At 58.6% G+C, this 25,554-nt stretch carries 20 protein-coding genes and 2 tRNA genes; 12 read left to right on the top strand and 10 right to left on the bottom strand.

Annotated features, from left to right (window positions below):
* Positions 1 to 28: 28 nt before the first annotated feature.
* The 4 genes from DDE77_RS01745 to denD form a co-directional block, all read right to left on the bottom strand.
* Complete coding sequence (locus DDE77_RS01745; RefSeq protein ID WP_245895050.1) at positions 29 to 1,639, bottom strand: OpgD/OpgG family glucan biosynthesis protein; 1,611 nt, start codon at positions 1,637 to 1,639, stop codon at positions 29 to 31.
* Between the two features lie 138 nt (positions 1,640 to 1,777).
* On the bottom strand, positions 1,778 to 2,875 hold the full coding sequence (locus DDE77_RS01740; protein WP_108395695.1) for a Gfo/Idh/MocA family protein: 1,098 nt from the start codon (positions 2,873 to 2,875) through the stop codon (positions 1,778 to 1,780).
* A 43-nt stretch (positions 2,876 to 2,918) separates the two neighbouring features.
* Positions 2,919 to 3,662: an SDR family oxidoreductase gene (locus DDE77_RS01735; RefSeq protein WP_108395694.1), complete on the bottom strand. Its 744-nt coding sequence runs from the start codon at positions 3,660 to 3,662 to the stop codon at positions 2,919 to 2,921.
* Positions 3,659 to 4,645 carry a D-erythronate dehydrogenase gene (gene denD / locus DDE77_RS01730; RefSeq protein ID WP_108395693.1) on the bottom strand — a complete coding sequence of 329 codons (987 nt, stop codon included), beginning with the start codon at positions 4,643 to 4,645 and terminating at the stop codon, positions 3,659 to 3,661. Before denD ends, DDE77_RS01735 begins: the two co-directional genes overlap by 4 nt.
* A 267-nt stretch (positions 4,646 to 4,912) precedes the next feature.
* Between denD and DDE77_RS01725 the strand changes: the two genes are divergently transcribed.
* The 6 genes from DDE77_RS01725 to DDE77_RS01700 all read left to right on the top strand — a co-directional run bounded on the left by DDE77_RS01725 (position 4,913) and on the right by DDE77_RS01700 (position 12,293).
* On the top strand, positions 4,913 to 5,482 hold the full coding sequence (locus DDE77_RS01725; RefSeq protein ID WP_157959604.1) for a biliverdin-producing heme oxygenase: 570 nt from the start codon (positions 4,913 to 4,915) through the stop codon (positions 5,480 to 5,482).
* Entirely contained in the window at positions 5,479 to 7,677 is a 2,199-nt protein-coding gene (locus tag DDE77_RS01720) for an ATP-binding protein (RefSeq protein WP_108395691.1), read from the top strand. The genes DDE77_RS01725 and DDE77_RS01720 overlap by 4 nt, the downstream gene beginning before the upstream one ends.
* Entirely contained in the window at positions 7,670 to 8,122 is a 453-nt protein-coding gene (locus DDE77_RS01715; protein WP_108395690.1) for a response regulator, read from the top strand. The genes DDE77_RS01720 and DDE77_RS01715 overlap by 8 nt, the downstream gene beginning before the upstream one ends.
* Positions 8,112 to 10,472, top strand: coding sequence for a response regulator (locus DDE77_RS01710; protein WP_108395689.1), 2,361 nt, complete (start codon positions 8,112 to 8,114; stop codon positions 10,470 to 10,472). Before DDE77_RS01715 ends, DDE77_RS01710 begins: the two co-directional genes overlap by 11 nt.
* A 113-nt stretch (positions 10,473 to 10,585) precedes the next feature.
* Positions 10,586 to 10,957, top strand: coding sequence for a response regulator (locus tag DDE77_RS01705; protein ID WP_108395688.1), 372 nt, complete (start codon positions 10,586 to 10,588; stop codon positions 10,955 to 10,957).
* 115 nt (positions 10,958 to 11,072) lie between these two features.
* On the top strand, positions 11,073 to 12,293 hold the full coding sequence (locus tag DDE77_RS01700; RefSeq protein ID WP_108395687.1) for a PQQ-dependent sugar dehydrogenase: 1,221 nt from the start codon (positions 11,073 to 11,075) through the stop codon (positions 12,291 to 12,293).
* 34 nt (positions 12,294 to 12,327) lie between these two features.
* On the opposite strand, the gene DDE77_RS01695 is transcribed toward DDE77_RS01700, so the two are convergent.
* Together DDE77_RS01695 and DDE77_RS01690 are read right to left on the bottom strand one after the other, a co-directional pair.
* Complete coding sequence (locus tag DDE77_RS01695; RefSeq protein ID WP_245895049.1) at positions 12,328 to 13,419, bottom strand: LacI family DNA-binding transcriptional regulator; 1,092 nt, start codon at positions 13,417 to 13,419, stop codon at positions 12,328 to 12,330.
* Between the two features lie 369 nt (positions 13,420 to 13,788).
* A tRNA-Gln gene (locus tag DDE77_RS01690) sits at positions 13,789 to 13,863 on the bottom strand.
* Positions 13,864 to 14,037: 174 nt separating this feature from the next.
* Between DDE77_RS01690 and DDE77_RS01685 the strand changes: the two genes are divergently transcribed.
* A tRNA-Pro gene (locus tag DDE77_RS01685) sits at positions 14,038 to 14,114 on the top strand.
* 388 nt (positions 14,115 to 14,502) lie between these two features.
* Here DDE77_RS01685 and DDE77_RS01680 read toward each other — a convergent pair.
* Entirely contained in the window at positions 14,503 to 16,050 is a 1,548-nt protein-coding gene (locus tag DDE77_RS01680) for a flagellin N-terminal helical domain-containing protein (RefSeq protein WP_108395686.1), read from the bottom strand.
* A gap of 694 nt (positions 16,051 to 16,744) precedes the next feature.
* Here DDE77_RS01680 and DDE77_RS01675 point away from each other — a divergent pair.
* The 5 genes from DDE77_RS01675 to DDE77_RS01655 all read left to right on the top strand — a co-directional run bounded on the left by DDE77_RS01675 (position 16,745) and on the right by DDE77_RS01655 (position 22,703).
* The gene (locus DDE77_RS01675; protein WP_157959603.1) at positions 16,745 to 17,311 is read left to right on the top strand and encodes a transglutaminase-like cysteine peptidase; all 567 of its coding nucleotides are present in this window, start codon (positions 16,745 to 16,747) and stop codon (positions 17,309 to 17,311) included.
* Positions 17,312 to 17,631: 320 nt separating this feature from the next.
* Positions 17,632 to 18,309: a hypothetical protein gene (locus tag DDE77_RS01670; protein ID WP_108395684.1), complete on the top strand. Its 678-nt coding sequence runs from the start codon at positions 17,632 to 17,634 to the stop codon at positions 18,307 to 18,309.
* Positions 18,306 to 19,724: an O-antigen ligase family protein gene (locus DDE77_RS01665; protein ID WP_108395683.1), complete on the top strand. Its 1,419-nt coding sequence runs from the start codon at positions 18,306 to 18,308 to the stop codon at positions 19,722 to 19,724. Before DDE77_RS01670 ends, DDE77_RS01665 begins: the two co-directional genes overlap by 4 nt.
* A gap of 41 nt (positions 19,725 to 19,765) precedes the next feature.
* Positions 19,766 to 20,503, top strand: coding sequence for a metallophosphoesterase family protein (locus DDE77_RS01660; RefSeq protein ID WP_157959602.1), 738 nt, complete (start codon positions 19,766 to 19,768; stop codon positions 20,501 to 20,503).
* Between the two features lie 88 nt (positions 20,504 to 20,591).
* Complete coding sequence (locus tag DDE77_RS01655; protein WP_108395681.1) at positions 20,592 to 22,703, top strand: GumC family protein; 2,112 nt, start codon at positions 20,592 to 20,594, stop codon at positions 22,701 to 22,703.
* A 475-nt stretch (positions 22,704 to 23,178) separates the two neighbouring features.
* On the opposite strand, the gene DDE77_RS01650 is transcribed toward DDE77_RS01655, so the two are convergent.
* The 3 genes from DDE77_RS01650 to DDE77_RS01640 form a co-directional block, all read right to left on the bottom strand.
* Positions 23,179 to 23,964 carry a sugar transferase gene (locus DDE77_RS01650; protein WP_245895048.1) on the bottom strand — a complete coding sequence of 262 codons (786 nt, stop codon included), beginning with the start codon at positions 23,962 to 23,964 and terminating at the stop codon, positions 23,179 to 23,181.
* A gap of 239 nt (positions 23,965 to 24,203) precedes the next feature.
* Positions 24,204 to 24,629 carry a hypothetical protein gene (locus tag DDE77_RS01645; protein WP_157959601.1) on the bottom strand — a complete coding sequence of 142 codons (426 nt, stop codon included), beginning with the start codon at positions 24,627 to 24,629 and terminating at the stop codon, positions 24,204 to 24,206.
* 295 nt (positions 24,630 to 24,924) lie between these two features.
* On the bottom strand, positions 24,925 to 25,533 hold the full coding sequence (locus DDE77_RS01640; protein ID WP_245895047.1) for a biotin transporter BioY: 609 nt from the start codon (positions 25,531 to 25,533) through the stop codon (positions 24,925 to 24,927).
* Positions 25,534 to 25,554 lie beyond the last annotated feature (21 nt).

The following is a 25,554-nucleotide window of genomic DNA, read 5'->3' as shown; positions in this document are numbered from 1 at the left end:
TTGCCAAAGGGAAAGTTACCGTCATATTTCATGCCGCAGGCCTCCATTGATAGAGCCAGGTTTCGGTTAGCTGGCGTCCCGACCCGACCAGGTATGCCCTGAGTTCGAGCGGTGCCGTTTCATCGGTCTCAACGTCAAAGACCAGACGCCATGCCCCGTTGGCATCAATGCGCGACAGCACAGTGTGCTGCGCCACCCCGCCGGAAACTGTTGCCACCACATCTGGTGGCGTTTCCGCCGGAATGTCCGCCAGTTCGCCGCCCATAAAGTCGACGACGAACTTGCGAAGGTTCGTTGCGTTTTCTACGCCAGACACGCCACCTGCCCCGGAGCGGGTCTCGGCCACATAAGCCAATCGCGAATTCGTGTCCGGATTGAGGTCACCCCAAAAAAGGCGATACCCAAACTCGCGCGATTGGCCTGCGAGTGCCGGTTCAGCGGGGATCCAGAAGGCCCCGATATTGTCGTCCACTTCCAGTTTTGCTGGGATTTCGATGAGCCGGATAGATCCTTGCCCCCATGAACCAATTGGTTCGACGCGCAGGGATGGGCGGCGCTCGTAATGGGCACCAGCATCTTGATATGTGTCGAATTCACGGCCGCGCTGATAAAGTCCGAAGGCCTTCGGATTGTTTTCCCAAAGATAGGAATTGCCCAACGCAGGCGAATTGTTCAACGCACGCCACATCACCTCTCCGCTTTCACGCTCAATCAGCAATCCGTTGCTGTCGTGAACCTGGGGGCGGTAATCATCGAAGCCTGCGCGATTGGCCTCGGCGAACAGGAACATCGAGGTGAGCGGCGCCACCCCCCATTCCCTGACATCCTGCCGGAAGTTTAACCGGGCCGTCACGTCCATGATTGTTGACTGCTCGGCCTCGCTGCCGGGCGTGATAACGAAACGATAGGCGCCGGTGACGCTGGGGCTTTCGAGCGCTGCATAAACAATCACGGGACCACCCGCGACTGCCGGACGCTCGATATAAAATTCGGAAAAGCGGGGGAACTCCTCGGGCACATCAAGCCAGGAATTTAGCAGCAGGCCGCGTGCGCTCAGGCCATAGATATTATCGCGGCCCAGGGCACGGAAATAGCTCGCACCAAGAAAGGTCACCAGCTCATCCATGCGATCGCCTGCATTAAGCGGGTAGTTGATGCGGATGCCTGCGACGCCTGGAAAGGTCGTACCGGCAACGCGCTCTTCTACTGCAGCATCATGGTAGTCGAAGTCAGCGGCACCAAACTCGACGGGCATGGCGATGCCGTCGCGGAGTTCGAAAACCTTGACGGGCTCCTTAAAGAGCCAGCCTGGGTGGAATGCATGGACCTGGAACCCGAGCCCATGTTCCGACCAAAGGGCATGATCCGGGCGGAACTGGATGCGACGGTAATCATCGTAATCAAGGCCGTCGAAGCTTTCAGGCAGTTCGAACTGCGGCGCCACATAAGGCTGCCCCGCAAGATCCTTCATGCGAGCTGAAAACGTATCGAAGTCGAAGGGCGTCAATTTGACCTCCGCTTCGACCTCCTGCCCAAAGGGAGCACTGCTCAAAGCAGTGCCTGACATCAAAAGAAAAGCAGCGCCGCCCCCAAGCAGGACGGCGCGACGGTTCGGCAAGCTTTGCTGGTGACGCTTCACAACTCAATCCGGTGCAGGAATTAGCCTAGCTCTGTCGGCAAATCCTCAACGCTGGATAGGGGGAAAAGTTGTCGCATGGGTGGCATGCAACATGGTTATAGCTCACGCCGCTGTGAACGGCTCGTCAGCCACCCTGTCTTAGGCCAGTTTTCCGTTGCTTAGCGAATGGGCCAAGGGGATAGGCCGTTCCACGGGTGTTGAAATATTTACGACCTGTCCCGTCCGAGACGAAACATCAAAGGCCTCCATAACTTCAAGAACATGGAGCGCCAGGTCTCCGTTCGCGCGGTGGGGGCGGTCACTTGCGATAGCATGCGCCATATCGGCGAGACCAATGGAACGGTAATTTCCGTCGGCATAGGGCATATCGGTGTCAACCCTTTGCCATTCGCCGCCCTTTTTGAGCAGTTCTATCTGTCCACCAAAGAAGTTCGGATCTGGCACAACGAGGCTCCCTTCAGTGCCGTATATTTCCAGCGGCACATGCTTGTGCCCCGCCACGTCGAAGCTCATTGTGACCTGAACAACGGCGCCGCTCTGGAAAATTAGCGTGCCCGAAACGTGTGTCGGCACATGCACCGGGATGATTTCGCCCGCACGTTCCTTGGCCGTGATGGTGCGCGTGTTGCGAAGCATGGAGCCCACGCCGGAGACCTTGGCTACAGGGCCAAGCAGATTGACCAGATCGGTGATATAATAGGGTCCCATGTCGAGCATCGGGCCGCCGCCCACTTCGTAGTAAAAGGCGGGGTTCGGGTGCCAACGCTCATGACCAGGGCACATGAAATAGGCCGTGCCACCAACCATCTGCCCAAGCGTGTCTTCATCGACGATGCGACGCGATGTTTGGTGTGCACCGCCCAGGAAGGTGTCGGGAGCCGAGCCGACGCGCAAGCCTTTGGCCTTGGCAGCCGCGATCAGCTTTTGACCTTCTGCAAAGGCGATGCCGAGTGGTTTTTCGGAATAAACGTGCTTGCCGGCTTCGATTGCCCGCAGGCCAACTTCCACATGGGCCTTGGGGATAGTCAGATTAAGGATGATGTCGATGGACGGATCAGCAAAAAGCTCATCCACACCGACGGCCTTGAGCCCAAATTCGTCCGCCCGCGCCTTGGCAGCGGCCGGATTCATGTCGGCAACGGCGCGGATATCGAGAATAGGGAAATGCGTGCTCGCCTTGAGATAGGCCGCGGAAATGTTTCCCAGCCCAACAATGCCGATACCCAACTTGTCCATGTGTGATCCCAGTTATTGCGGTTGAATATAAGAAAAGCGCCAGTCAGCCGCGGCCGACGAAGGGCATTTTGGTTGCCATGATGGTCATGGACAGCACATTGGCTGAGAGGGGGAGCCGCGCCATGTTGAGGACGGCATCGGCCACCAAGGTCACATCCATGGTCGGCTCGGCTGCCGTCGAGCCATCGGCTTGCAGCACGCCCTTGGACATGGCGCTGGTCATGTCCGTTGCCGCATTGCCAATGTCGATCTGCCCGCAAGCGATGTTGAAGGGGCGGCCGTCTAGCGCCGATGATTTAGTAAGGCCCGTAATGGCGTGTTTGGTGGCGGTATAAGGCGCCGAGTGCGGCCGCGGCGTCATGGACGAAATGGAGCCATTGTTGATGATGCGGCCGCCCTGAGGATCTTGCCGCTTCATCTGCCGGAAAGCGGCCCGGGTGCACAGGAAGGCACCCGTCAGGTTTGCGCCCACCACCTGATGCCAGACCGAAACATCGAGTTCATTAATGGGCACCGCGGGTGCGGACATGCCGGCATTATTCACCAGCAGGTCCAGCCGTCCATATCGGGCAACCACCGCAGCAAACAATGCATCCACTTCCTCGCTGTTGCCGATGTCAGCTGGGTAAACAAGGGTTTCGCCAGCAAACTCGCTAGCAGCAGCCTCGAGCACTTCGCTGCGGCGGCCGGTCATGGCCACGGCATAGCCGGCCTTGAGCAGAGCGCCAGTGATAGCCTTTCCAACGCCCGTCCCGGCGCCGGTCACTAGGGCGATGGGTTGGCTCATGGCAACGCCCCCCCGAGTTCGTCCTCAATATGGGCTTGGATGATTTCTGCAAATGAGGTCTCGGCCTTGAAGCCCAGGGCTAGGGCTCTTTCGGGTGCGAAATTGTAGGGCCAGCCATCTACAAATTTAATGATGCGCGGATCAGGTTCCCGGCGGATCAATTTGACTGCCTTCTCGCCTGCGGCGGCTCGCAGGGCCTCGATCTGATCGGCAACAGTGGCGGAAAGGCCGGGCATGTTGAGGGTGCGCCGCGTGCCCAATGACTCGATATCGATCGTCGCGCCATGGACGAGGAAGCCCACGGCGGAGCGTGGACTGGTAAACCAATGGCGCACGCTTTCGTCCACCGGCAGAACAGCTTCCTGCCCGATCAGCGGCTCGCGCAGGATGTTGGAAAAGAAACCCGATGCGGCAGCATTGGGGGTGCCTGGACGCACGCATATCGTGGGCAGGCGGATGCCTATGCCGTCAAAGAAGCCGCGCCGGCTGTAGTCGGCCAGAAGAAGTTCCGTCATCGCTTTCTGCGTGCCGTAACTGGTTTGTGGTGCAGTGATGAAATCATCGTGGATCGGCTCGGCAAAAGGCGGGCCGAATACCGCTATGGACGAACAGAATACAACCCGCGGGCAGTAAGGCTGCTTCTGCCCCTCCGTCCGGATCGCCTCAAACAGCGCGCCACTTCCTCCCAGATTGCTTCTGTAGCCTTTCTCGAAGTCAGCCTCCGCCTCCCCAGAGACAACAGCTGCCAAATGGAAAATGACGTCTGGACGTGAGGCGATCACCTGCTGGGCGCTGGATGGCGAAGCCAGGTCTAGAACGAGTTCAGTGACCTTGCCGCCGAACCCCACTGGACTTGTAGGCTTCACGATATCGGCAAGGGTCAGTGCTTCAATTGCCTTGTCGCCCAAGGTTCCGGCGCTGACCAATTGCGCGGTCAGCTTGCGCCCGAGCATGCCGGCCGCACCAATAATCAAGACGTGCATAATTCACCTCTGCGCCAGACTCAGGCGCGGTTGGTCCGCGTTCGCATGCTGGCCGATGTTTCGATTCTCGATAGTTTCACACACCATGGCTTTGCATAGCCAGCCTTCGAACGGGCTTTTTCGTCCAATCTTGTTCCTTTATGAGGGAACGAAAAACAAAGCCTTGTTATTTCCAGTGGGGTGGCAGGGGCGTTATTGCCAATTGCACAGAACCCGATCATGGCACTACGCTATGATGACCTCCCTCTTGAACGACTTGAGGCTCCGTTGACTCAGCCGAATATTGCCTCAAGCCTGACCCGTCGGTTGCGCGTCGAAACCGCTGAAGCGCATGCCAGACTAGAGGCCGCTACCGGCTTTGACCTCCACCGCCCAAGCGCTGCGAGCGCCATCGCCATGCTAGAGAACTTCCATCGTGTGCTCACCGTCTTCGAGCCAGCCATGCTGGCGCTGTTACCGGCGCGGCTACAGGAGCGCTCGCGCCTCGCGCTTCTTGAGGCAGACCTAACCAAGCTCGGGCGCGCCCCTGAGCGGAGATCATTTGCTCCGCTTTGGCTACCGCACCACAAGGCAGAAGCCTTTGGGGCGCTCTACGTCATGGAAGGGTCAACACTGGGTGGCAAGTTGATCTCCAGGGCGCTTCAAAAAACTGCAGACTGGCCGCTGAAGAGCCCGAACTATTTTGACCCCTATGGGCCCCAGACCGGCGCCATGTGGTCCCTTTTTCAGGATGAGCTTTTGGATATTCCCCCCGCCGATGCCAACGGCGTGATTCACGGCGCGAACGAGACCTTTACTATGCTCGAGAGTGCATTTGCCCGGGAGGCAGTGTCTTGACGGGCCTAACCAACGCGCAGATCGACAATTGCGCCGCCGAGCCGATCCGTATTCCTGGTGGTATACAGCCGCATGGCGCCGTGCTGGTGGTGGAGCCACAGAGCCTACGTATTCTGCAGGCGAGCGCCAATGCCACTGATCTGCTTGGGCCGGGTTACGTGGCAGGCGCCGTTCTGGAGCTTGATGGCTATGTGCTGGATTGGGTGCGGCTGGCCGATGGCTCCAATTTGCTGCAGTCTTTTGAAAGAGACGGGGGCCTTTTCAACATCAGCGGCCACCATATGCCGCAAGGGGCCGTATTGGAGTTCGAGCCCCTCGATCAGGGCGAAGCATCTTCTATTGAAGCGATGTTCCCCCGGCTTGAGGCCTTTGCGGATGCCATCCTGCCGCTGGACGAGATCAAGGCGGTGGCCGGTGCGGTAGCGGACCAAGTGCGTACTGTAACGCGGTACAATCGAGTCATGATCTACAGCTTTGATCCTGATTGGCACGGCACCGTTGTAGCGCAAAGCACCGATGGTACCCTGCCCTCTTATCTGGATCTGCGCTTTCCCGAATCCGACATCCCCGGTCAGGCGCGCGAACTTTACCGGCTGAGCCCACTCCGCATCATTCCCGATGCCGACTACATGCCCGTGCCCCTGGTGCCGCTGCTCAGCCCGGTTGATGGGCAGCCAACCGATCTGAGTTTCACGGGTCTGCGCAGTGTCTCGCCGGTGCATCTGCAGTATATGCGCAACATGGGCACGTACGCGTCCATGTCCATTTCCATCATCGTCGATGGCAGGCTTTGGGGTTTGATCTCCTGCCACAATGAAAAACCACGCAGAGTGCCGCTACAGATCCGCTCGGCCTGCAATTTCATTGCGAAGATCTTCTCCCTCCAGATCAGTTCGCTCCAGCGTGGTGCCCACGCAGCGCAGCGGATCGCGCTCAAGCAGCACGAAACGACGCTCCTTCCCAAGCTTTCACGGGCTGACAAGCTGCCCGAGGAATTGTCCAAGCATGCGGCGGCCTGGCTGTCGCTGACCAATGCACAAGGCGCGGTGATCGTCACCGAAGATGGGATGCGAAGCGTTGGGGAAACCCCAAGCCGGCACGCCATAGAGGCTCTTGTGGCCTTTCTGAAATCCGAGAAGCAGGATCGCTTCGCCACCGACCAGCTTTCAGCCGTTTGGCCCGGCGGCAGTGCAATAGCCGACACCGCTAGCGGAATTCTCGCGATCTCCATTTCGCAACTGCATCCGTCCTATGTCATCTGGTTCCGCTCCGAAGTGGTGCGGACGGTGACCTGGGGCGGCGACCCTCGAAAGCCGGATGATCCGCAGGAGCGACTAACGCCGCGCAAATCGTTTGAGCAGTGGCAGGAAGTGGTGCGACATCGCTCCATTAGCTGGACGCAAGCCGAGATCGAAAGCGCCGAGGACTTCCGGAACGCCTTGCTCAATTTTGTGCTGTTGCGCGCAGAGGAACGCGCCGAAATGACCGAGGAGCTGGAACGCTCCAACAAGGAATTGGAGTCTTTCTCCTATTCAGTCTCGCACGACCTAAGGGCGCCCTTCCGCCACATCGTAGGCTATGCCGAACTGCTGACAGCCCGCGAACAGAACATGGATGAAAAGTCGCGGCACTATCTTCGCTCGATTGTGGATTCGGCACTCTCGGCTGGCCGGCTGGTGGACGATTTGCTGACATTTTCGCAGCTCGGGCGCACCAATGTTGCCAAGTCCCGCATCGATATGAACAAGCTGGTTGCCGAAGTGCGTCGCTCGTTGGAACCGGATTTGGAAGGCCGAAATGTGCAGTGGAAGATTGCAGACCTGCCGCCAGCATGGGGCGACGGGGCGTTGATCCGCCAAGCACTTGCTAATCTCTTGGAAAACGCCATCAAGTACAGCACTGGCCGCGATCCTGCTGTTATTGAAATCTTGGGATCCAATGACGGGCAACAAACCGTATACAGGGTTCGCGACAACGGCGTTGGTTTCGAGATGGCCTATGTTCACAAGCTCTTTGGCGTATTCCAGCGCCTGCACCGGGCGGAAGATTTTGCCGGTACCGGTATTGGACTGGCCTTGACCAAGCGCATCATCAACCGCCATGGCGGGGAGGTGGAGGCGCTGGGTGCTGTTGATGAAGGCGCCACCTTTACATTCACTTTGCCGGAAGGTGGAAGAGACAAACCGAATGCCTGATTTACGTCCGATCCTGCTGGTCGAGGATAACCCGCGCGATCTCGAGCTGACACTGGCTGCGCTGGCGAAATGTCAGCTCGCCAATGACATCGTCATTGCCCGGGACGGCGCCGAGGCGCTCGACTACATCTACACACGCGGAGCCTACAAGGATCGGGACCCTGGTCACCCGGCGGTGGTGCTGCTCGACCTTAAGCTGCCTAAAATCGATGGCCTGCAGGTTCTCGAAACAATTAAAAGCGACCCTGCGCATAAGCATGTCCCTGTGGTGATGCTGACCTCCTCACGCGAAGAGCGGGATGTGTTGTCGAGCTACGAGAACGGCGTCAACGCTTTCGTTGTGAAGCCGGTAGACTTCAATGTCTTCTTTGAGGCCATACAGGACCTGGGCATGTTCTGGGCCGTGCTGAACGAGCCACCGCCTCGGGGCTGGAATGACCGCTAGGTTTGAACGCCTTTTTGAGCCGATGGTCCTGCGCATCCTCCTGCTGGAAGATAGTGACATCGACGCCGAGCTGCTGGAAACTCATCTGGCAGCGGGACCTCTGACGTTCGAGATCGAGCGGGCAACCAGCCGGGTGGAGTTCGAGCGCCTTTTGAAAGGCGAGCACGATGTTATTCTGGCGGATTATTCGCTGCCGGACTTCGATGGTCTGGCTGCGCTGGAAATTGCCCGAGGGCGTCGCCCTCAAACGCCGTTCATCTTTGTTTCCGGCGTGGTGGGCGAGGACTTCGCCACCAACGCCCTGCTCCAGGGCGCGGTGGACTATGTCACCAAGCGCAATCTGCGGCGCCTCCATTCGGCCGTCGCGCGAGCCGTCGGCGAAGCACGGGAACGCCGCCGCAGCCAGCAGATCGAAGCTGACCTAAGGGCAAGCGAGATCGGCAGCCGCATTGCACTACGCGCTGCGCGGCTGGGGAGCTGGGAATATCATCCGCAAACCGGGCAGCTCAGCTGGGATCAAAAATGTCGAGCCATGTTTGCCGTCGGTCCTTCGGTGGAATTGGACTATCCCCTATTCCTAAGCATGCTCCATGCCGACGATCGGGAACGCATTCACCAGGCCATTCGCCGTTCTACGACGCAGCTGGCGAGCCCCGACTTTGCAGAACAGTTCCGTATCGTAACGCCGCAAGGCGGTTCAGCCTGGATCGAAAGCACGGGCAGTGCAATCTTTGAAGATGGTCTTTGCCAACGCTTCCTCGGTGTGGTGCGGGACATCACTAGCGAGAAAAAGGCAGAGCTTGCTCTGCTTGATCGCACAGCCTCGCTGCAGGCCAGTGTCGAACAGCAAGCCATGGAGCGCCACCTCCTGTGGCAGAATTCGCAGGACGTCCTTGCCGTTATTGGTCCAGACGGAAAAATGCGCGATGTCAGCCCGTCATGGGCACGCACCTTGGGTGACAAGGTGGATGATGTGCTCGGCCGTCCCCTGCTCGACTGGGTGCATCCAGATGATGCCGAAGCGACAGGCGCAACGATGGCTCGGGCAAAGCCCACGGTGTCGGTCCAGTTCGAAAACCGCTTGCGCCACATCGACGGCAGCTATCGCTGGTTTTCTTGGACGATCACGCCCGACGACAATGGCGTTATCTATGGCAATGGTCGCGACACCACCGAGGAAAAAGCCGCTGCCGAGCGAGTGCGAAATGTGGAAGAGGCCTTGCGCCAGTCGCAGAAAATGGAGGCGATCGGCCAGCTTACCGGCGGTATCGCGCATGACTTCAACAATCTTCTAGCCGGCATCATGGGTGCCATCGACGTGATCAGCCGGCGGATCAGCAAGCAGCGTTATGATGACCTGGACCGCTTCATGGAGGCGGCCATTTCTTCGGCCCAGCGCGCCGCGGCCCTGACCCAACGACTCTTGGCCTTCTCCCGCCGGCAGACACTGGATGTTCGACCGGTCGATGTGGCTGCGGTTATCACAACGATGGAAGATCTTCTTCATCGTACGCTGGGCGAAAACATCGAGCTCGAGGTCACTTCCAGCACCGACCTTTGGCGCGGGCTAACTGACAGCAACCAGCTCGAAAGCGCCGTTCTCAATCTTGCGATCAACGCCCGAGACGCTATGCCCGGCGGCGGCAAACTCCAGATAGAAACCGCCAACGTTTTGGTTGGCCCAGGCCAGCACAGAGGCAGCCTCGAAGACGGCGAATATGTGCTTGTCGCGGTTGCCGACAATGGCGAGGGCATGACCGAGGAGGTCATCAACAAGGCTTTTGATCCGTTTTTCACTACCAAGCCCATCGGCCAAGGCACCGGGCTGGGACTGTCGATGGTTTATGGCTTTGTCAAGCAATCGGGTGGGCATGTAAACATCGTTTCCCAGCCCGGGCGTGGTACGCGGATTGAGCTCTATCTGCGGCGTGCACTAGCGCCGCTTGCAGAACAGCAGAACATTCCCCCGCGCGACAGCCGCACATGGGACGGAGAGACGGTCTTGGTGATCGAGGACGATGATGCGGTTCGCATGCTCATCGTTGAGGTGCTCCAGGACCTTGGCGTCCATGTCATGGAGGCCGAGGATGCGCGGTCTGCCCTGCCCCATATCGAGGGAGATGGACGGATCGACCTGATCGTGTCCGACGTTGGTTTGCCCGGGCTGAACGGGCGCAAACTGGCCGAGATCGCCCGCGAGAAACGGCAGTCCGTCCCCATTCTTTTCGTGACGGGCTATGCCGATGGCGTTCAGGATCGGGACGGTTTCCTGGGCGACGGCATGGACATGCTGGCCAAGCCCTTCCAGAACGATGAACTGGCTGCGCGCGTCAACGCGATGCTGACTTAGGGCAGCCCTCAAGGGCTGCCAACTACCCCAATTGTGAAGCATCCATTCTCCCTGCTTGCTCGTTGCGCACCACCAATCCGGTGAGTGCTTGGGCACAGTGGCAAGGCGGGTAGATGGACTTGGCCGATATAACGATCTTGGTGGTGGACGATGAGCCGCTTGTGCTCATGAGCACGGTGGATTTTCTGCAGGACGAAGGTTTCGCGGTTCTTGAAGCTGCCAATGCTGACGAAGCCATCGCTTTGCTCGAGACCAATCCGGCCATTTCCATTCTGTTCACCGATGTGGACATGCCTGGAAGCATGGATGGCCTCAAGCTCTCAGCTGCCGTCCGCAAGCGCTGGCCGCCGGTGCGGATCGTCGTGACATCCGGCCACCGTATCGTCGACATAACCGATCTTCCGGATGGCGGGGTGTTCTTCTCCAAGCCCTATCGCCACAGCGACATTGCGGCTTCTTTTCGCGAGCTTATGTCCGGCGCCTGAAGTTTGTCCGCTTACACGTTCTTGGGAGCGGCCGAACCGGCTGTCCGCTTTCGCAGTTGAGCATGAGGCCGCCCGCGACGATGCGAGCCCCGCTTCTCACTGACGGAGATATTGTATGAAGATCAACCATCTACATTGTGCCAGCATGCTTGTGCTTGCACTTGCCATGAGCAACCCGGCCTTGGCCCAAAACACACCCGCCGAAACGCAGCCGCCCAACGCTCCAAGCCAGGAGCCGCAATTCCCCAACCAGACCCGGGCACCAGAACCGGCCGACCCAGCGCAGGTTGAACAGGAGGTCGTAGCAACCGGGCTCCCACAATTGTGGGCGCTGGAATTTTTGCCAGATGATCGCATGCTGGTGACGGCAAAATCCGGGGCGATGATGATCATCGGACCCGATGGTCAGCCTGGTCCCGAGATCGAAGGCGTTCCCGAAGTTGACGCGCGTGGCCAGGGCGGTCTGCTGGATGTGGCCCTGGCGCCGGACTATGAAACCAGCAACAAGATCTTCTTCTCGTTTTCCGAGCCGCGTGACGGCGGCAACGGAACCTCGGTCGCTTCGGCGACCTTGGCCATGGATGAAAGCGGTGGCGGACAGCTCCAAGATGTCGAGATCATCTTTCGACAAACCCCCAGCTATGACGGTACCAAGCATTTCGGTTCCCGCCTTGTCTTTGGCAATGACGGTGAGCTTTTCGTTACAGTAGGGGAACGCTCGGATACGCCGATCCGCGATCAGGCGCAGGATATCGCAAGCGGCTTGGGCAAAATCTTCCGCATCGACCAGAACGGGCAACCCCTCCCCGACAATCCGCTAATCGATGAACCCAATGCCTTGCCTGAAATCTGGAGCCTTGGACATCGCAACATGCAATCGGCGACCCTCGATGGACAGGGCCGCCTATGGACCGTGGAGCATGGCCCCAAGGGTGGGGACGAGCTCAACATGCCGGAGGCCGGCGTGAATTATGGTTGGCCTGAGGTCACCTACGGTATCGATTATAGCGGCGAGCCGATCGGCGAAGGCATTACGGCCAATGCCGAAACGACGCAGCCGATCTACTATTGGGACCCGGTGATCGCCCCCTCGGGGATGGCCTACTACACAGGTGATGAGTTCGCCAATTGGCAAGAGGCTTTTCTTGTTGGAGGTCTCGTGACCCAAGACGTTGTCGTGCTACATATGGAAAATGACTTAGTCGCCTTTGAGGAACGCGTGCCGGTCGGCGCCCGCGTGCGCGATGTCAAGCAAGGTCCGGACGGCGCCGTTTATGTAGTCACCGAGAGCCGCCAGGGCAGTTCGGAAATCGTCCGCCTCTCCAGCGCCGACTGATCTCTTACAATTCCGAACTGGTCGGGACCGCGCCTCATTTGAGCGGCGGTCCCGAGGAAAAGCGCTCGACCAGTGGGCATTCCAGCTTGGTGATCGGGTAGCGCTTGCTTTTATCATGCGTATGCGCGTCAAGCTGTTCGATGCACCATTGGCCCATGGCGCGGTGGGGCAAGATGGACGTGGTCAGCTGCGGGTGAAGGTGGCGGGAGATTTCTTCGTCGTCATAGCCAAGGACAGACATTTCGCGCGGAATGGACAAGCCTGCTTCCTTGAGTGCCTCGTAGCAGCCAATTGCAGTGCGATCATTTTGGCAAAAGATTGCCGTCGGGCGTTCCTTGAGCTTGAGCAGTTTGGTTGTTGCTGCATAGCCAGCGCTGGCCGACCAATCGCCTTCGATCACCAGGCTGGGATCAAAGGGAATGTCGGCGGTCGCCAAGGCCCGCCGATATCCCTTGAGCCGGTCTTGCGCCGCCTGCATCCAGGGCTCTCCAGTGATGCACGCAATTCGTCGATGACCCAAAGCGACGAGGTGGCGGGTGGCCCCCTGCCCTCCTGCGATTTCGCTTGGGATAACTGCTGGAAAAGCGTGATCTGCGGTATAGCAGTTGAGCAGGATCACGGGAATGTCTAGATCGTATAGATAAGGCGGCGCCTCGATCTCGCGCGTAAAGATCGCCATGTAGATCAGGGCCGATGCGCCCTGCTCAACAAGCGCCCGTACCGTGCGCTCGCCCATCACGGGATCAAACAGGGTCTGAGCGACAAGAATGACATTGCCTGCATTCCAGCTTGCCTGCCGGGCACCCTCGATGGCGACCACTGCCTCCGGGCTGGTTGCGAGCTGATCAACGACAAAGCCAATCACCCCATCCACGCGAGGGCGCGCTGGCGCGGGCTCGACATGGGCAAAGTTGGGCGCGGCATAGCCCAGAGCACGCGCGGCCTCGATCACCCGTTCGCGGGTCTGGGCAGAGATTTTTATGCCCGGCGTGCGGTTCAAAACAAAGCTGACGGTCGCCTGCGAGCAATTTGCCGCCTGCGCTATGTCCGTCATGGTGACCCGACGCGGTGTATCGCCCCTTGTGCGGCTACGGCTCCGCTTGGGCTTGGTGAATGCTTCTTCCACTACTCCAACCCTGCCCCACTCAGCTTCTGTGTCTCTCCATGCCCAAGCGTACTATATGGGAGAACAACACTGACTAATACTTATAAATAATTATGGCGAGCAAAGCACGATGCGCAAGATCATGTTGTGGTGGGTGGCTCCAATGCTGCGGTGAAACGATAGGCTGGATGCTCCGAGTGTGGGTATTCCGGAAGCAGACTATTCTGAACTCCACGACATGATAGTTACCCGAGGCTGCGATAATAGCTTGCGCCACGGCTACGGGAACATCTTGTGCGCTGAGTCTTGGAAGATTCGGTTCCGTCATGCAAAAGCACGACATGGAAGAGCTTGTAACAGCTGGTGCGGCGCCCAAGAATTATGGGCAAGTGGCTGGGGTGCTAGGATTCGAACCTAGGAATGCCGGTACCAAAAACCGGTGCCTTACCACTTGGCGACACCCCAATCTGGCGCGGTTCGTACACGGTTTGCACGGGCGGTGCAACATGTCACGAAGGGTTTGCGAGTGATGCTTGAACAGCGTCGCAAGCGCGGCTATATAGCGCTCGCGGCGGTCGCATATGCTCTCTTCGTGCTAACAGACTGTTAGCATCGAGCTTAGCATTTCGCTGCTTTTGACGGAGTATAGCGCAGCCTGGTAGCGCACCTGCTTCGGGAGCAGGGGGTCGAGTGTTCGAATCACTCTACTCCGACCAATCGAGCCCGGCCTTTTCTTAAGGCCGGGCTTTTTGTTGTTCCGGATGTCCCCTGCCGCTTTGAAGCGGGGTATGGTAAGGCACAAAAGGTTAAATCAGGAGCCTTCGCAGGGAATACGGCAGTCAGGAGCCTAGTTTGATTAGCACTTGATCGACGAGGTTGCAGCCGAGTTCCTGGTTGCTGAAGCGGTTCAGCTAAGTCGGCGGCGTACCGTACAATGGCGATCTGATTTTCTACCCAACGATCGATGACGCCATCGCGGTGCATGAAAGCAACCAGAACGCGATCCAGGTGGTATTGCTGCCTCCGGCAGGTTTCCTGTTCATGGGGCCGGAAAAGAAAAAGGCGGGCCGTGAAGCCCGCCTTCTGTTTGGTTTGCAGCGCCGATTAACGGAGCAGCTGCAGCACGCCCTGATCGGCCTGGTTTGCCATCGACAGGGTCGACTGAGCCAGCGACTGACGGGTCTGAAGAGCCATCATATTGGCAGCTTCCTGGTTCATGTCGGCCAGGGTGAGGTTGCCAGCACCTGTTTCCAGCGTGTCGATCATGGCTTTGGTGAAGTCCTGACGGTTCTGAACAATGGACAGGTTCGAGCCAAAAGCCGAAGACTGAGAGCGAACGTCATTCAGAGCTGTCTTCACATCGTCAAGGAACTTGTCGATACTCGCATCGCTGTCTAGATCCTTTGCCTGAAGGGTGGTCTTGAGCTTCAAGCTGGTCGAATCTACAGACTTTTCGCCTTTAGTCTGAATATCGATCGATGAGGTTCCGGTTTCATTGAAGGTAATCTTCAACTTGTCGCCACGAAGCAGGTTGATACCATTGAACGACGCATCGTCTGACAGCTTGTCGAGTTGATCACGCAACTCGTTGAACTGCTCGGCCAAACCTGCACGTACGGTATTGCCTGTTACCTTGTTGACGCCGCTCGACGTTCCGTCAACTACTCCGGTGCTTGACGCGCCGTTGATGTTAAGTTCCTGAGTAGAAAGATTTTCGATCCGCAGCTTGCCATCATCGTTCGACGCGCGGACCTTGCCCTTGAGTTCGGCCTTGTTGTTGATTTCATTGACGAGTTCATCAACAGTTTTAGCCGCCGCGGGAGTTCCAGGAACTGCTGGAGTACCGGTGGTAGCCGGTGTGCCCGCGACCAGGGGAGAACCCGCAACTTCTGCAGGTGTAGTGCCGAGAATCTGATCAGTGGTGCCGGCAACGTTGCCAGTAGCGTCAGCCATGCTGATGCCGGTACCAGCAGCGTTCTGAAGACGTAGCTGACCACCATCAGTATCAGCGACGTTAAAACCAACTTCCGCGTTGATCTTACCTGCAACCGCAGCTGCGTCATCACCGGCATCAAGCGAAACGGTGTAATCCGTTGTGCCCACCGTCACGACGACGTCACCGGCAGTTCCAGCATCGATAGCAGCACCACCAACGCCGGTGACAGAAGAAGTCACTGCAGGGGTATCAGCGCCAGCAGGCGTGCCCGGCACAGCTGGCGTACCGGTCGTGGCAGCGGTGCCCAAAGCTATGGTAACGGGGGTGCTACCGATTGCCCCGCCGGCGAAGCTCAGATTTTGTGCAGAAGTAAGATTAGCACCAAGCGTGAGCGAAGTAGTCTGGAAAGACTTATCCTGGCGAGCCTGGCGCAGGGTGGACTGCATCGACTCTAGATTCTTGGTGATCGAGGTCAGGCCGTTGTTCGCAGCTTCGATGGTCTTGATGCCGTTAGCCATCGAGTCCATCAGATTGTTCAGGTCGCCCGCGCGGCTGTTCAGCGACGAGGCGGTGAAGAAGTTAGTCGGATTATCGAGGGCGGTATTGACCTTGTTGCCGGTCGAGAGGCGATCCGAGGTCTTGGACATCAGCGCCGCTGTGTTCTGCAGCGACCCGAGGTTGGAGCGGACGGCTTTGGAGAGGTTGATATCTGCCACTTTGTGTTCCTTCTGGAAATCTGGCCCTATCTGGGTTGATGATCGATAGCGTGGAACCTTTTAACGATTGATGAAATGAGTGCGCTCGAGTGCTTCAATCGGCAGTGGTGTCGAGGCGTGTGCGCGACGCGCTTAATAAAGGTTAAATCTGGTGGCTGACTTTTGCTGACGCCGAGTTCCGGGGGGCGTAGCAGCCTAGACGGCAGGCCTTCTGCAAGACGCGAGGGGGAGGCGCCACTGGGCTCGGGCGAGAGCGTCGGCGATGCTTTTCGGGGTTTCATATCCTTGGGTCCACACCGCCCCAGATCGGCCTGTTGGCGCGGCGGCCGTGGCTGTATTTCGATATCCAGCGGTATTCGGCTCAGATAATTCCCGCCCATAATAGAAGGCGGCAATAACCAAACCGCCGGCCCATTAAGCGTGAGAGAAGGCCGGCGAGCACCTGTACCAGGAGAGAGTTGGCACATGCTGCATGCTTCGAAAACGTGGGAGTCGATGGCTTCGTTCAGCAACGAACTGGCGTGCACGTCGGACGGTGTTGAGCAGTTGGCCCTAGAGAAGGGCAGGCTTTTTGTTGGTTGGGTTGTCCCCTCCCAATCGATCCGCGGCATTTGTCTAAAATTTTAGGGAAATTGCATGCGAAGCGGCAAGAGGGGGCCGGCATGCTTAAGCCATCAACTCAGGGATGGCTCAAATGAACAACAAATTGGCTTCTGTCTTCACCGGCGCCGCTTTCATGCTGACGCTTTTCTCTTCCGGCGCAGCCTTGGCCTATGCGCCCCATACAAATATTTCGGCACGGCCCGTGGTGCATACCGCAGCGCTCACGCCCTTTGCCATGCAGGTGTTCTGCGCCAAGAGCCCGCGGCAATGTGCCGGTGGCGGCACAGCTAGCCAGGTGACGGCGACCAACGATCTTCTTGCGGTGTTGAGCAAGGTCAACCGGAGCGTCAACGCTGCCATTAAGCCACGCAATGATCGTGGTGATAGCTGGCAGGTCAATGCCAGCTCGGGCGATTGCGAGGATTATGTCCTGACCAAGCGGGCCCAGCTGATCCGCAAGGGCGTGCCGGCGGGATCGCTGCGCATTGCTACTACGAAGACGCGCTGGGGCGAGTCCCATGCGGTTCTCGTGGTCAAGACCAGCGCTGGTGACTATGTGCTCGACAATCTCAGCGACAAGGTCAAGACGCTGCGCGCATCGGGCTACCGCATTCGCTCTATGTCTTCGTCCGATCCCAACCGCTGGGTTGCTGGCTAAGGCGCAGCCCGGCCGGGGAGAATGACGATGCAGCAACAAGCCACACAGCAGGGCTCTGCCCCTGCTCTATTGGAGCGCATCCCGAGGGGCTGGATCGTGATTTCCCTTGCGGCCGGCAGCTGGGGCCTTCTCGCCGCTGTCCTGTTCGGATTAGCCCGTCTTTAACAAGAAGATGGCTATAGATTTCGTCAGTGTTTGATCCGGCCAATACGCCGGATCAATATCGGCGGTGATAAACCTGACGGTGGCGAAAGATTCTGTGGCCAATAAGCAAATTCACGCATAATGAAGCGGCCAATGTTATCTATTGTGGCCCTTGATTGACACAGCGCAACAGTCTTGCTGCCCCAGCCCTGGCCGCTTTTGGCATCGTGCTTCTTGGCTTGAGCGCGTGGGCGTTTGCCCAGGAGGGCAAAACCTACCTCCTTCATGCCAACACTGCCGTCACCTCGATTGCTCTGCGCTCGCCTGCCGATCCGACGGGCCTCGGTGTCGCGACCCGAAACGAGGTATTGCGGGCTTGCGAGCGCACTCTGCGGTCGGAAAAATCGTTCGAGCTGATGGTGCTTTCCAGTATCAAGTTCGAGGATCTTGCGCAGAAATGCGCCGATATCGCTGAAGGGATTGCGGCGGATGCGCCGACCTTTTCCTTTGCATGGGCAATTGCCGCGCGTGCGGCAGCTGTGGCGGGTGACTGGCCCAAAATGAACCAATATCTCAAGGCCTCGCAGCAGACGGCGCCGAACCAGCAATGGATCGGTCGGCTGCGCTTCGAAATTGCCGATATTCATTACGAGCATTTGAATGAGGCCAGCAGGCCCCTGTATGATCAGGATCTGGCCATGCTGATCAAGAGCAACAAGGGCATTCCCTATATTGCGCGGCAATATGTCGGGGATGTTGGGTTCAGGTCTCGCATCACGGCCGTTTTGCAGGACATGAGCGAAGCGGATCAGCGGCGCTACATCTCTACCTTGCGCCGGATGCTGCCGCGATGAGCAGCGAAGTGTCCGGCATTGTTGTTCATGCACGGCGCTCGAGCGGTGATCGCGTCAAGGGGCAGAATCTGCGCAGCCGAGCCAATGGCTTCGCCCTTTGGGCCTCTCTGATCGCGATTGTGCTTTCGCCGGTTCCATTGGGGAGCGCGCGCCCGCTCGCCTGGGCTGTGTGGGGCGTTTATTTCGGTCTCACCCTCACCGTTTATGCCTTGCTGATGCAGCGCAGCCGCCAGCCCTTCCGCGTGACGGTAGCCGATTTCAAAGTGCCTGCGGTCCTGTTTGGCGCCCTGCTGGTCTGGCTTGTGATCCAGGTGCTGCCTCTTGGCGGTGTTTTCGGCGGTCTTCCGGTTGAGGGGCGGCTGGGGATCGTGGCGTTTTCGGATACGCTGAGCGTTGATCCGGGTTCAACGATATTGATGCTGGTGCGCCAGTGCACTTATGCGGCACTGTTCTTCCTGGTTCTGCAGATTGCCGCCCATCCTGCCCGTCGGGAACGGGCGCTCAACATCATCCTTTTTGCATGCCTTGGATATGCGCTTCTTGGCATTGTGGCGCTCAATACAGGCGACTGGATCCTGGGGCTCAGCAAATGGGCTTATGAGGGGTCTGCCACCGGCACCTTTGTTAATCGCAACAGCTATGCGACGTTTCTGGCGTTCGGCAGCGTGATTGCGGCGTCCAAGCTGGCGCGGCATGTGGCCGACAGGCTCGAGCGCCATTATGATGATGGCCCAATCCAGCACAGCACCAGTTCCATCCTGCTTTATAGCCTTGCCTTTGTGTTCCTGCTTGCGGTGATCGTGGCCACCCAATCGCGCATGGGTTTTGCAGCAGCCCTTGCGGGGTCGCTTATTGCCATTGTTGGAACAGCGGCCCGCTCGTCGCGCGCCTTGCCCATCATTATCGGAGCAACGCTGCTGGGCGTGCTCGCGACCATACTGGCCCTGTCGCTCTTTGGTCAGGCCCTGTTCGACCGCTTCGGGACTGTGGAGCGCTCCGCCCTGGTGCGGACCGATCTTTATCAGCAGGTTCTTGCGCTCATCAGTCTGCGCCCATTGACCGGCTATGGCGGAGGATCATTCGAGCTTGCCTATCCCCTGGTGCACGAGCTTCCCGTCAATCTGGACCTGCTTTGGGACAAGGCGCACAATACTTATCTCACCTTGTGGAGCGAGTTGGGGCTTATCGGGGGCAGCTTGCCGCTGGTGATTATTGCCCTCCTGGTGTGGCGAACAGCCATGGCGCCGCGGGGTAGCACGAGTGACTGGCGGTTCCGCTGCATGTTGTTTGGCGTTGTAACCGTTGCTGCTGTGCACTCGCTTGCCGATTTCAGCCTCGAGATACAGGCCAACGCTATCATGTTCGTGGCGCTGCTGGCGCTGGGCATGCCTGCGGCTGATAGGGCGAAGTCCTGAGCATGGGGCTGTTTGGATCACTGTTCAGGCCAAGGCCGCGCATGGTCAGCGCCTTTGAAACACATCTGAGTATCCCGTCCTGGCCTGCTGCCATCTATGCCATTGGCGATGTTCATGGTTGCCTTGAGCAATTGCAGCGGATCGAGCAGTGCATCCTAGCCGACAGCGACGCTCCGCCGGGCGACAAACTCCTCGTGATGTTGGGAGACTATGTTGATCGGGGCCCCCAATCGGCAGGGGTGATCGACCACCTGTTGCGTCCGGCACCGGCCGGTTTCAGCCGAGTGCTGCTGGCGGGCAACCATGAAGAGATGATGCTCAACGCCCTTCTGGGGGCGGGCGATGAAGGATGGCTCGAGTTTGGGGGCATGGAAACGGTTCGCTCCTATGGGGCCGATGCGGATCTGTTTCGCTCGCTGGCGCCCAAGGCGCGCCAAAGGATGCTTCAAAGCCTTGTTCCGCAGGAGCATGTCGGCTTTCTCACGAGCCTTGCCGTGACGCTGCAGGTGGAACAGACCGTTTTCGTGCACGCCGGGATCAGAAGAAACATTCCGCTGGAGCAGCAGGATCGCAGCGATCTGATGTGGATACGGCGCGAGTTCCTGGAGGCTGCGCCGGTGGACGGACTGCTGGTTGTCCATGGGCATACGCCGGTGGAGGAGCCCGAGATCGCCCAGGGGCGGATCGGCATCGACACAGGCGCTTTTGCAACCGGCAGGCTGACGGCAGTTCGCCTGTCCAAGGGGCAAGCACCGGCTTTCTTTACGACTGGCGTGTAAACAGCAATGAGCCTATGCGAACAGCGGCTCTATTAAACAAGAACTGCTGTGCTTACACACAGCCAATGACTTCTTCGGGAAAAGCAATATGGATGAGACAATAGAGCTCCGCACCATTTTTGGCCTATTGCAGCGCCAATTCCGCCTGATTGCGGTAACGGTCCTGCTTGTGGTCGCAGCGGCAGCCTTGATCGCCTTTTCGCTGACCCCGATCTATTCGTCCTCAGCGCTTATCCTGGTGGATCCCGCGCGCAAGGACTTGCTGGACCCCGAAACGCAAGGCTTCTCGACCGGCAGCGACAGCGCCAAGGTCGATAGCGAAGTGGAGATCCTGCGCTCCAACAACGTCCTGCTGCGGGTTGTTCAATCCCAAGACCTCGTAAAAGAGGTGGTGGATAATTGGGCGCCTTCCCTGCGCGAGCGAATTCTTGCGACGCTTCGGCTGGGCGATCTTACCCCGCCAACGGCTGAAGAAGCGGTGACCCAAGCCCTTCAGGGCTTGCGGCGGAACCTGACCGTGCAGCGTGTAGGTCTGACCTATGTGATTTCTGTTCAGGTGCGCTCGCCCGATCCGCAGCGCGCTGCGGACTTGGCCAATGCCGTGGCGGAGGCCTATGTCTCGGAACAATTGCAATCCAAGGTCAGCAATGTTCTGGCCTCGCGGGACATCATGCAAGGCCGTATCGGCTCTGCCCGCCAGCATATCGTTGAATCCGAAGGCGCATTCGACAGCTACATCAACAGCAATATAGACCGCATTGTTGCCGAAACGGGTCGCACGGAACTGGCCAGTTTGCAGCGACAGATCGGTGAGCTGACACAAGCGCGCCAGCAATCGGCAGCTCTCGCCGAAACATTGCAGGCTAGCGTGGCCAATAACGACATAAACGCCATCGTTCAAAGCCTGCAGGATGATGCGGTTCGCCAGCTCGAACAACGCCGCAACGAGTTGAACGGGCAGATTGCCAATGCGGACCCGGCGATCGCGATTGATCTGCAGAGCGAACTGCAGAGCATTGACGAGCAGCTGCGCACTGCGGCCGTGTCGCAGATCGATCAGCTGCAAAATCAGGTCGCCCAGACTCAGGAACAGGAAGAGCAGACACGGCAGCGCCTGCGCAGTTCAGCTGTTTCGAGTGGCCTGCCTGCGGAAATGTTGACCGAGCTGTTTGATTTGCAGCAGGGCGCTGAGCTCGCGCGGCAGCAATATCAGCGCCTTCTCGGGCTTGAGCAGGACCTTTCCACCCGTGCGAGCCTGCAAGTCGCGGACAGCCGGATCGTTTCGCCAGCTCTGGTAGACGAACGCGCCGTGTTCCCCAACCGGCCGCTGATCTTGACGCTGGCCGGCATTGCGGCGATCGGCTTGGGCGTGTTGCTTGCCTTTGCTTATGAAAATCTGATCGGCGGCTTCACGCGTGAAGACCAGACCGAGGCCGTTTTGAAGGCCAAGGTGCCTGCGGCCATTCCGCGCCAGAAGGGAAGTTCAAACGAGATTTCGGCTCTCATGGTGAACTCTCCCCTGTCGGTATTTGCCGAAAGTATCCGGCGCCTGCGGGCCGCCATCGATCAGGCCAAGATCATCACCCCTGGTGCAGCCGACCGACGCAGCCAGGTCATCATGGTGAGTTCCACAGCGCCCAATGAGGGTAAGACGACCGTGGCGCTATCGCTTGCGCGATCCTATGCCACTTCCGGCCGCAAGGTCCTGCTGATCGATGCGGATCTGAGAAAGCCCAGCATCCACCGGCATGTAGGGATCGAATCTTCCGTTGGGCTTCTGGAGTTCTTGAACTCCGATCCGGAGAACGCACCCGAGATCCAGTCCATCATTACGACGGATACGCTCACCAAGGCCATTTTACTGCTGGGGTCGGGTCGTAGTGGCGTACCGACGGATCATCTGGTGACGCTGCCCGCCTTCGAGCGGCTGCTCAAATCTGCGCGCCAGGCCTTTGAAGTGGTGATTGTGGACACGCCTCCGGTGGGGCCGGTGGTGGACGCACTTTATGTGGCGCCGCTGACCGATGCGATTGTCTTTGTCACCAAATGGGCCAGCACGTCCCAGATGGATGCGAAGGCGGCGCTCAACAGCCTCAAGGAGGCCGCACCCGAGACTGCGGTGTTTGTTGCTCTTAATCAGCAGATCGAGTCGCGGATTGCCTATCAGCGGAAATATGGTGGGTATTACGTGGAGGCGTAAGCGCGCGCTGCCTTCGTGCAGTTGACCTGCGTAATGTCGTAGATGGTACTATGTGGCGGGGCGAGAGGCGGGCTATCCCAGCTAAACAGCCGCCCTGCCCCTCCTCACTATGGGGAGGCAGCTATCGGCACGGCGGCCGCTCCATCGCTCGCACAAGTGCCGAGCGAACGCTACCAGCGTGTACCTGATCGCTTTATGAACGTGGTGATATGGGCTCCACTCGCGCGGCCTCGTGGTTCGACAGGCTCACCATGACGCCTCTGGGCGTGCTGAGGGATTATCAGATCTCGCTTCGGGGTACAGCTATGCTCAAACGAACTCCCAGCGTGCAGGCCGGAAGGTTCGTTGTACCAGTTCCTGCTATGGCAGGAATGTTTTGGCGAGGATGTTTAGCGTTCCGAACATACAGGGTGCTCGAATAGTAGATGCATCAAAGTCTAAGCGTCTGCAGCCGTTTTTAGCGGACGCCTAGCGATCAGTGACCAGAGCCGCCGGCGAGTTCGCGCTTCAGGGTCAGCCAGATGATCTTAAGGTCCAGCCAGAGGCTGAAGTTCTCGATGTAGTCGAGGTCATAGTCGACGCGCTTGCGGGCCAGTGTGGCATCGGTCGTGGGCCCACGCAATCCATTAGCCTGAGCCCAGCCGGTCAGCCCGGGCGTAACTGCAAGGCGCAGATCGTAATAGGGCACCAGCGCCCGGTAGTCACGGCCGCCGGCCATCATGCCGCGGACATGTGGACGCGGGCCGACCAGGGACATGTCGCCGAGCAGCACATTGAACAGCTGCGGCAGCTCGTCGATGCTGGTGCGGCGAATAAAGCTGCCCACTTTGGTGACGCGGCTGTCGCCAACGATTGTCTGCTGCACCCCGCTGAGGTCGCAATCATCCTGTCGCATGGAGCGGAACTTGAGGGCGCGGAACAGCATACCGGCCTTGCCTTCGCGTTGCTGCACGAAGAGGACCGGTCCTTTGCTTTCCAGGCGGATCGCCAGGGCAACGAGAATAAGCAGCGGCATCAGCGCAATGATCGCTATTCCTGAAACCAGGATATCGAACAACCTTTTAGCGTCGGATTGCCAGCCGAGAAGATTGGGCGATGGGTTCAGGATGCGTGTTGCCTTGGAGCTCACGAGCTTACCGGCGGACGGGTCAAGCCAGTCAACAGGATCATTCTGGTTGGCCGCCTGCCGAGCGATCGATAGCGGAAAATCAAGTGCCGAAGCATTGATCTCGGTTTCGCCCTGAAAGCCTAGACTACTCACTGCAGCTTCCCCGTGAACACTGTTAACAAAGTCTTATTTCGCAGACACCATAAACATGGCCACGCCACTACCAAGTCATTGTTTTCACAACTTAGCTAGTTAGTTAATGCAAGTCTCGGCAGCAAACCGGACTATTCGCAAGATTGCGGCATGAACTATTGCGCCATCTGGCAAGTGGCACAAAAAAGCTGACACACTCGAAACAAGTGCGTCAGCCCGAACTTAAGCTAGTTCATCTATCAATTGGGGCTTGCCACGTCGGGCTCAGCACCACCGCCAGTAGTTCCACTGAGGCTTTCACCGCCTGCAGCAATGGCAGCAGGGGCGATTGCACCAGTGGCTGCGGTGTCCGGGAACAATTCCTCAAAAGCTTCGTCAACCACTGGGCCGCAATCGGCTTCGCGAGCTGCGTCGCGGAGGGCCTGGAAACGTGCCAGGGCTTCGTCGCTCGTGATCGCGCCGCTTGCAACCAATTCAGCCATCTGGGCGGAATAGTCTGCCAGAAACGAGCGGAATTCAGCTTCGTCCACGGCGCAAGCTGCCAGGACCTGCGCTTCCAAGGCAGTCGTATTATCTTGAGCAAAGGCGTGGGGAACAACAGCGCCACTCAAAGTGGAAGCGCCCATCAACGCCGCAGAGACTACCGTCAACAGCACTTTACGCATGAAAAACCCTCAAAAAATTACCGCACGGTGTTCTTAAGCGGTCTCAATCAAGTCGTCAACGTCGAAGAAAGGTTTCATTTACCCAAAACGCTGCCCAAGATGCCCCCTGGTTAATAGAGAAGGGCTGCGATACTCGGAATGACTTGTTGTTTTGCAGATCAGGTGCAGCTCAACTTACATGAGGCCCATGCAGGGCGTGCAAGGCTGCGGATGGTGAGAGAACAACCCAAGCGGCTTGCCAAAAGCAAAAGGCCGGCGCTGGGCCGGCCTTAGACGATTACGGAAGGTCGTCTTTTTACTTCTTGAGCTGGCTCCAGATGCCGCTGACGGTAAGGGCAGCCAAGGCCATTTTGAGGATGTCCCAAAGGATGAAGGGCTGGACGGCCTTGGCAAAGGCGGAGGCGACGACGTTGGACTGGTCGAGCCACTGGGCCTGGCCGGAGAGGAGAAGCAGCCAGGCGAAGCCTAGGGCGAACAGGGCGGCATCGCCGACCAGCATGGCAGCAAAGAGGGCCATTGGCTTGCCGGAGGCGCCGCGGTCGGCGGCATGACCGATGATGGCAGCCATGGCAAGGAAGCCAAGGAGGAACCCGCCCGTAGGACCAACCAGGTAAGGCAGGCCGCCCCCAGTGGCGAAAACGGGAAGGCCGAGGGCGCCTTGGAGCAGGTAGAGCGCGACGGTCGCAACGCCGATGCGGGCACCGAAAGCGGCGGCAAGTCCGGCCACGGCAAAGCCCTGCAGTGTCACAGGAACTGGCCAGACCGGCACGTTGATCTTGGCGCAGGCGGTGATGAGCAGCGTGCCCAGCACGATCGTTGCGAAATTGGATGCCAGTTTGGCGACATCGCCCTTAGGCTGGTAAAGACCCAGGAGCGTGTTGGGCGTTGTCAAAGTCATCGCCATTTCAAACCTTTCGTACTTAGG

The sequence above is a fragment of the Devosia submarina genome (assembly GCF_003056345.1).
Lineage (GTDB): Bacteria > Pseudomonadota > Alphaproteobacteria > Rhizobiales > Devosiaceae > Devosia > Devosia submarina.
This window is presented reverse-complemented; position numbering and strand designations above follow the sequence as displayed.

Bases quoted from the DNA above. Each gene is read 5' to 3' on its own strand.
- DDE77_RS01665 (WP_108395683.1), top strand. From the start codon at position 18,306: ATGAGCAGCGAAGTGTCCGGCATTGTTGTTCATGCACGGCGCTCGAGC.
- DDE77_RS01700 (WP_108395687.1), top strand. From the start codon at position 11,073: ATGAAGATCAACCATCTACATTGTGCCAGCATGCTTGTGCTTGCACTT.
- DDE77_RS01645 (WP_157959601.1), bottom strand. From the start codon at position 24,629: ATGCGTAAAGTGCTGTTGACGGTAGTCTCTGCGGCGTTGATGGGCGCT.
- DDE77_RS01675 (WP_157959603.1), top strand. From the start codon at position 16,745: ATGAACAACAAATTGGCTTCTGTCTTCACCGGCGCCGCTTTCATGCTG.
- DDE77_RS01655 (WP_108395681.1), top strand. From the start codon at position 20,592: ATGGATGAGACAATAGAGCTCCGCACCATTTTTGGCCTATTGCAGCGC.
- DDE77_RS01660 (WP_157959602.1), top strand. From the start codon at position 19,766: ATGGTCAGCGCCTTTGAAACACATCTGAGTATCCCGTCCTGGCCTGCT.
- DDE77_RS01740 (WP_108395695.1), bottom strand. From the start codon at position 2,875: ATGGACAAGTTGGGTATCGGCATTGTTGGGCTGGGAAACATTTCCGCG.
- DDE77_RS01715 (WP_108395690.1), top strand. From the start codon at position 7,670: ATGCCTGATTTACGTCCGATCCTGCTGGTCGAGGATAACCCGCGCGAT.
- denD (WP_108395693.1), bottom strand. From the start codon at position 4,645: ATGCACGTCTTGATTATTGGTGCGGCCGGCATGCTCGGGCGCAAGCTG.
- DDE77_RS01705 (WP_108395688.1), top strand. From the start codon at position 10,586: ATGGACTTGGCCGATATAACGATCTTGGTGGTGGACGATGAGCCGCTT.
- DDE77_RS01735 (WP_108395694.1), bottom strand. From the start codon at position 3,662: ATGAGCCAACCCATCGCCCTAGTGACCGGCGCCGGGACGGGCGTTGGA.
- DDE77_RS01640 (WP_245895047.1), bottom strand. From the start codon at position 25,533: ATGGCGATGACTTTGACAACGCCCAACACGCTCCTGGGTCTTTACCAG.
- DDE77_RS01710 (WP_108395689.1), top strand. From the start codon at position 8,112: ATGACCGCTAGGTTTGAACGCCTTTTTGAGCCGATGGTCCTGCGCATC.